This window comes from Arthrobacter sp. SO3 (assembly GCF_020532825.1).
GTDB lineage: Bacteria > Actinomycetota > Actinomycetes > Actinomycetales > Micrococcaceae > Arthrobacter.
In genome coordinates this window covers 1-5,491 of record NZ_MQTS01000123.1, presented here as the reverse complement: position 1 = coordinate 5,491, position 5,491 = coordinate 1, and the positions used below count along the sequence as shown (strand labels likewise).

The window sequence follows — 5,491 nt, the reverse complement described above, 5'->3', positions numbered from 1 at the left end:
CCCCGCCGAGCCGCGCTCCGCGGGTTCCGTGAGCGCTGCCGAGTGGACCAGCAGAACTGCGCCGCTGTCCCGGAGCTGGAACTGGATTTCGGGCGGCGCGAGCCGGGTGTTCAGCGGGACGAAGACCGCCCCGGCCAGGCCGGCGGCGAACAGGGTCTCCAGGAAGGAGGGATCGTTATCGCCCAGATAGGCCACCCGGTCGCCCTTGCTCACGCCGCGGTCCCGAAGGGCGTTGGCGAGCCGGGCGGAACGTTCCGCGAGCTCGACATAGCTGAGCTCCCTGTCCCCTGCGATGACGGCGGTTTTGCTGCCGGACTTCGGGCGGCGACGTTGCAGCCATGAGCCGATGCCAAAATTTTCCACGGCGAATCCTTTCTACTGTGAGGTTAGCCCGCTGGACGGGACCCGATGAAGGGTCAGGCCTGGACGGTCTGGAGGTCGTTGTTCTTCGGTTCCCGGGTCAGCAGGATGAAGACGATGGAGACCACCGACATGATCGCCAGGTACCAGACCACCGATGCCGTGTCCTGGCCTGAGTCCTTGAAGATCTGGGCCACGATGCCCGGAGTGAAACCGGCGCCAAGCAGAGTTGCCAACTGGTAGCCCAGGGATGCGCCGGTATAGCGGGAGGTGGTGCCGAACTGCTCCGACACGAACGCCGCCAAAGGACCGAACAGGGTGGAATGAATCATCAGGCCGATTGCGAAGGCCACGAAGATCAGCATGATGTTGTTGGAGGAGAGCAGCTGGAACATCGGCACCAGGTAAAGGATAAAGAGCACCAGCCCGCCGATCATCACCGGCCGCCGTCCCACCTTGTCGGAGAGCCTGCCGCCCATGATCACAAACACGATGGAGATCAGGGAGGCTGCAGCGAACGCGTACAGCACGCCCTGGCGGTCGGCGCCCTTGGACACGGCATAGGTGACCGAGAACGTGGCCAGAACCACCTGAAGTGCGAAGCCTGCCGCACCGGCAAGCATGGTGAAGATCAGGGTCTTTGGCCGCCGCAGGACCTGCACCAGGGGGGTGGGCCGCTTCGCCGTGATTCCGGCGCCGCTTCCTTGCGCTGTCTCTCCACGTTCGGCCTTTTCCTGCTCGATGGCGGCTTTGAAGATGGGGCTTTCGGAAACCTTGAGCCGGACGAACATACCCACGCCCAGCAGCACGAAGGAGAGCAGGAACGGCACGCGCCAGCCCCAGGCCAGGAACTGGTCGTTCGGCAGCGCGGCGAATGCGCCCATAATCAGGGTGCCAAGTACGGCACCGGTCGGCGCCCCGGCGTTGACGAACGAGGCGGCGAATCCGCGTTTGCCCGATTCGGAGTGCTCCAGCGCCATCAGGGCTGCCCCGCCCCACTCGCCGCCCACAGCGATGCCCTGAAAGACGCGGAGAATCACGAGGAGCACCGCGCCCCAGGGACCGGCCACGGAGGCACCCGGAACCAGCCCGATCAAGGTGGAGGCCATGCCCATGACCAGCATGGAGATGATCAGCATGTTCTTGCGGCCCATCCGGTCGCCGAAGTGGCCGAAGATGATGCCACCGACCGGGCGGGCTACGTAGCCGGCGGCGAAGGTGCCGTAGGCGGCCACGACGCCCACCCAGTCGTCCATGCCGGTGAAGAAAACTTTCGGGAAGACGATCGCTGCGGCGGTGGCGTAGAGGAGGAAGTCGTAGTACTCGATGGTGCTGCCCAGGTAGCTGGAGGCAATGACGGTGCGCGCTTCCTTGCGTCGCTCGGCGGTGCCCATAGCCTGAAGCTGAGTGAGTCCTGACATGGTTGTTCCTTTGGACAGAGGGAGGGTTCTTGGAGAGGGCTTTTTACTTGTAGAAGCGGGCGAGGAATTCCGCGACGACTGCCGGGCGCTCCTGGCCTTCGATCTCGATGGTGTTGGCGACCTTGATCTGGGCGCCGCCCTTGACCTCGGTCACTTCGCTAATGGTGGACCGCATCCGGATCCGAGCGCCCACCTTGACCGGTGACGTGAAGCGCACCTTGTCCAGTCCGTAGTTGACCTTCGTGGTGACGCCGTCGACGTCGAACAGCTCGCCCCAGAACGGGATGATGAGCGAGAGGGTGAGGAAGCCGTGGGCGATCGGGGCGCCGAAAGGTCCGTCCTTGGCGCGTTCCGGGTCCACGTGGATCCACTGGTCATCGCCGGTGGCGTCGGCAAACTTGTTGATCTGTTCCTGGGTGATTTCGCGGTACTCGGTGACACCTAGGTCGGTGCCGGCGAGGGTGAGCAGCTTGTCGAAGTCGACGACGAGGTTGGGCATGGTGTCCTCCTGGAGGGCTGGGTGGGGTAGGGAACTGTCCGACGACGGTGCCGGAGCGGGGTGTGATGATTCAGTTCGGGAGGCTCAGCGGGTGAAGGCGCTTTCGCCGGTGAGAGCGCGGCCGACGATCAGGGCGTTGATCTCGTGGGTGCCCTCGTAGGAATAGACAGCCTCGGCATCGGCGTGGAACCTGGCGACATCAGTGTCCAGCGTGATGCCGTTGCCACCCACCACTTCGCGGGCCAGAGCCACGGTCTCGCGCATCAGCAGGGACGTCTGCATCTTGGCCAGGGCGGAGTCCTGGTCGCGGTAGATGCCCTTGTCCTGCTGCTCCGTCAGCCGGACCACGAGGGACAGCGAGGAGGTGACGTTTCCGAGCATCCGGGCCAACTTCTCCTGGACCAGCTGGAAAGAGCCCACCGGACGGCCGAACTGCTTCCGTTCGGTGACATACCGGAGCGCGGCTTCGAAGGCTCCGGCCTGGATTCCGGTGGCGATCCAGGCGACGTCCGAGCGCATGGCCCGCAGCATCGCGGCCACGTCCCGGAAGGAGTCCACGTTGTGCAGGCGCATGGATTCGGGCACCCGCACCCCGTCGAGCGTGATGTGGGCGTTCTGCATCATCCGCAGCGCAGTTTTGCGGTGGATCTTCTCCAGGGTCACGCCCGCGGCGTCGCGGTCCACGAGGAAGGCCTTGACCTGCCCGTCCGCGGTGTCGCGGGCGAACACGGCCAGGACGTCGGCGGTGGCGGCGCCGCCGATCCAGCGCTTCGCGCCGTCGAGAATCCAGGCGTCGCCCTCACGGCGGGCGGTGGTGGAGAGCCCGCCGGCGATGTCGGAACCGGAGTCCGGCTCGGTCAACGAGAAGACCCCCTTCAGCGAGAAGTCGATGACCTTCGGCATCCATTCGGCCTGCTGTTCCGCGGAGGCGCCGACCCGGATCGCGGTCCGGAACAGTCCGGCCTGGGCGGTGTAGAAGGTGGCGAGCGACGCGTCGGTGCGGGCGAGTTCGAAGATCCGGAAGCCCTGGTAGATTCCGCGGGCCGGGCTGCCCTCCGGGCCGCGCAGTTCGGCCGGCTCCATCAGGTCCAGGCCGATCAGCGGCCCGGCGAGCTCATCCGGGAACTCGCCGCGTTCCCAGTAGTCCGCCAGCAGCGGCCGCGCCTTCTCATCGAGGAAGCTCCGCAGCCTGCCCAGCACGCGGCGTTCCCCCGCGGTCAACAGGGACTCGGCGTCGTAGTAGTCGCAGACGCCGTACAGCCTCGTCTGGTTTTCGGTATCGACGGTCATCTCAGCCTCCCAGTCCGAGCAGGCGCACGGCGTTGTGCTTGAGGATCTTGGGCCTGACCTCGTCCTTGAGCGGCAGGTCCGCGAACGCTCCCAGCCATTTCTGCGGTGTGATGAGCGGGAAGTCGGTGCCGAACAGGACTTTGTCCTGCAGCACCGAATTGGCCATCCGCACCAGGGATTCCGGGAAGTACTTGGGGGACCAGCCGGAGAGGTCGATGAAGACGTTGGACTTGTGCGTGGCGATGGAGTTGGCCTCGTCCTGCCAGGGCACGGACGGGTGGGCCATGATGATCTGCAGTTCCGGGAAGTCCGCTGCGACGGCGTCGAGCAGCAGCGGGTTGGAGTAGCCGAGCTTGATGCCGTACCCGCCGGGGAGCCCGGCGCCCATGCCGTTTTGTCCGGTGTGGAAAATGGCCGGGAGACCGAGTTCCTGCAGCGCTTCCCAGAGCGGGTAGAACTGTTCGCTGGACGGGTCGAAGCCCTGGAGGCTGGGGTGGAACTTGAAGCCGCGGGCGCCGAGGTCGATTGCCTGGTGCTTGGCGCCCTGGATGGCTTCGGCGCCGGTGCGCGGGTCCACGCTGCCGAAGGGGATCAGCACATCGTTGTTCCGGGCGGCACCGGCGATGAGCTCCTCAATGCTGTTGGGTTCGTGCTTGAGCTGGGTGCGGGCGTCCACGGTGAACACGACGGCGGCCATGTTCAGGGCGCGGTAGGTCTCGGCGATCCGGTCCAGCGACGGGGTCCGGTCCTCGGCCTTGAAATACTTCGCGGATGCTTCGGTCAGGGCCGGCGGCAGGGACTGGTGGCCGTGGCCGTCCACTTCGAGGTGGACGTGCATGTCGATCGCGTCGAGCTTCGCGGCATCGATGCCGAGTTCATAACGCTGGGAGGCCATGTCAGCGGACCTCAGCCGGTTCGGGCTTGAGCTCTTCCGGCAGCGGCAGGAAGTCCTCGCCGACGCTTTGCAGCTTGTCGCCGAAGAGCGCACCGAAGTCCTCCACCAGGTCCTGGTAGCCCCAGCCCCCCTCGCGGTACTCGGTGGCCGCGGCCTCGGGGTGGGTCCAGAGCTGCAGGCGGTCACCGCCGGCACCGATCGCCTGCCCGGTAATGCCGGCCGCCGCATCGGAGGCGAGGAACGCGACCAGTCCCGCGACGTCGTCAGCGGTTCCGAAACCCAGATCGTGCCGGAAAAAGGCCGGCATGGCCTCGCCGCGTTCGTCCGCTTCGACCGCCTTCTGGAAGTACGGGACAGTCTTGGTCATGGCGGTGGCGGCCACCGGGATCACGGCGTTGGCGGTCACCCCGGCCTTCTTCATTTCCAGCGCCCACGTGCGGACCATACCGACGATCCCGGCCTTGGCCGCGGCGTAGTTGGTCTGGCCGAAGTTGCCGCGCTGGCCGGTGGGCGAGCCGATGGTGATGATGCGGCCGGCGATGCCCTTTTCCTTGAAGTAGGCGAACGCTTCGCGGGCGCAGGTGAAGGTGCCCTTGAGATGGACGTTGATCACGAGGTCGAAGTCCTCGTCCGTCATCTTCAGGAGGGATTTGTCCCGCAGGATCCCGGCGTTGGTGACGAGGATGTCGAGCCGGCCGAAAGCCTCCACCGCTTTCTGCACGAGCTGTCTGGCAACCTCGGAGCTGCCCACCGGAGCGACGACGGCGACGGCGCGGCCGCCGTCGGACTCGATCGTCCGGACCGCTTCGGCGGCCACCCCGGCATCCACGTCATTGATAACGACGGCGGCGCCCTGGCGGGCGAGTTCCCGGGCGTATGCCAGGCCCAGGCCGCGGCCGCTTCCGGTGACGATTGCTACTTTCCCTGACAGGCTCATGCTGCTCCTTTGCACTGCGCCTTGCGGCGGCTATCCCCGAGAGCCTGCGCTGTGATGCGCGTCTCCCTTGACTGCTTTCAATTAGAAAC

Annotated in this window: 6 protein-coding genes; all 6 read right to left on the bottom strand. The window is 66.0% G+C overall.

The annotated features are described in order from the left end of the window. Positions 1-363: AMP-binding protein (locus tag BJQ90_RS12535; protein WP_226760583.1), on the bottom strand; the 363-nt coding region annotated here is incomplete at its 3' end. A gap of 53 nt (positions 364-416) precedes the next feature. Further along, complete coding sequence (locus BJQ90_RS12530; RefSeq protein WP_226760582.1) at positions 417-1,781, bottom strand: MFS transporter; 1,365 nt, start codon at positions 1,779-1,781, stop codon at positions 417-419. Between the two features lie 43 nt (positions 1,782-1,824). Then, positions 1,825-2,280 (bottom strand): MaoC family dehydratase, encoded by a 456-nt coding sequence (locus tag BJQ90_RS12525; protein ID WP_226760581.1) that lies wholly within the window; start codon positions 2,278-2,280, stop codon positions 1,825-1,827. 84 nt (positions 2,281-2,364) lie between these two features. Next, complete coding sequence (locus BJQ90_RS12520) at positions 2,365-3,570, bottom strand: acyl-CoA dehydrogenase family protein (protein ID WP_226760580.1); 1,206 nt, start codon at positions 3,568-3,570, stop codon at positions 2,365-2,367. A gap of 1 nt (position 3,571) precedes the next feature. Beyond that, positions 3,572-4,465 carry an amidohydrolase family protein gene (locus tag BJQ90_RS12515; RefSeq protein WP_226760579.1) on the bottom strand — a complete coding sequence of 298 codons (894 nt, stop codon included), beginning with the start codon at positions 4,463-4,465 and terminating at the stop codon, positions 3,572-3,574. Between the two features lies 1 nt (position 4,466). Next, a complete protein-coding gene (locus BJQ90_RS12510) occupies positions 4,467-5,402 on the bottom strand; it encodes an SDR family NAD(P)-dependent oxidoreductase (protein ID WP_226760578.1) in 936 nt (311 codons plus the stop codon). Positions 5,403-5,491 lie beyond the last annotated feature (89 nt).

What these genes read in the sequence shown, in the direction of transcription:
- BJQ90_RS12530 (WP_226760582.1), bottom strand. Translation starts at nt 1,781, where the DNA reads ATGTCAGGACTCACTCAGCTTCAGGCTATGGGCACCGCCGAGCGACGC.
- BJQ90_RS12510 (WP_226760578.1), bottom strand. Translation starts at nt 5,402, where the DNA reads ATGAGCCTGTCAGGGAAAGTAGCAATCGTCACCGGAAGCGGCCGCGGC.
- BJQ90_RS12515 (WP_226760579.1), bottom strand. Translation starts at nt 4,465, where the DNA reads ATGGCCTCCCAGCGTTATGAACTCGGCATCGATGCCGCGAAGCTCGAC.
- BJQ90_RS12525 (WP_226760581.1), bottom strand. Translation starts at nt 2,280, where the DNA reads ATGCCCAACCTCGTCGTCGACTTCGACAAGCTGCTCACCCTCGCCGGC.
- BJQ90_RS12520 (WP_226760580.1), bottom strand. Translation starts at nt 3,570, where the DNA reads ATGACCGTCGATACCGAAAACCAGACGAGGCTGTACGGCGTCTGCGAC.